The organism is Bartonella sp. AA86SXKL (genome assembly GCF_042196885.1).
In genome coordinates this window covers 1-597 of the sequence record NZ_JBHIRE010000500.1, presented here as the reverse complement: position 1 = coordinate 597, position 597 = coordinate 1, and the positions used below count along the sequence as shown (strand labels likewise).

General features: G+C 43.6%; 1 protein-coding gene. It reads right to left on the bottom strand.

All coding sequences use genetic code 11. The features are described 5' to 3' along the window. The coding region (locus ACFIO5_RS12885) for an ABC transporter ATP-binding protein (RefSeq protein WP_375705618.1) at positions 1-597 on the bottom strand (597 nt) is incomplete at both ends.

Below are 597 nucleotides of genomic sequence, written 5' to 3'. Positions count from 1 at the left end.
CCCTTTGATATATTATCAGCAACAATTTCCCCATCACTGATTTCGATAATACGATCTGCTCTTTTAGCCACCTGCATATCATGCGTTACGATAATAATGGTGCGCCCTTCTTGATGAAGCTCATCCAAAATACGCAACACTTCTTGACCGCTCTTTTTATCTAATGCACCGGTTGGCTCATCAGCAAGAATAACCTCTGCATTATTCATGAGAGCCCGAGCAATCGACACACGCTGTTGCTGACCACCTGAAAGCTGATTTGGACGATGATGGATCCGATCTCTCATACCTAAGCGTGTTAAAAGGTCCTCTGCACGTTTTCTTCTCACTTCCGGTGCATATCCGGCATAAACAGCTGGAATTTCAACATTGCCAAGTGCCGTTAATTCATTCAACAAGTGATAGCGCTGAAAAATAAATCCAAAATGATTGCGCCGCAAAGCAGACAATTCATCAGCAGAAAGGGAAGCTGTTTCTTTGCCTGAAATACAATAACGGCCAAAAGTTGGTCGATCAAGGCAGCCTAGAATATTCATCAAAGTGGATTTTCCTGAACCGGAAGCTCCCACAATCGCCACCATTTCACCACGTTTAATG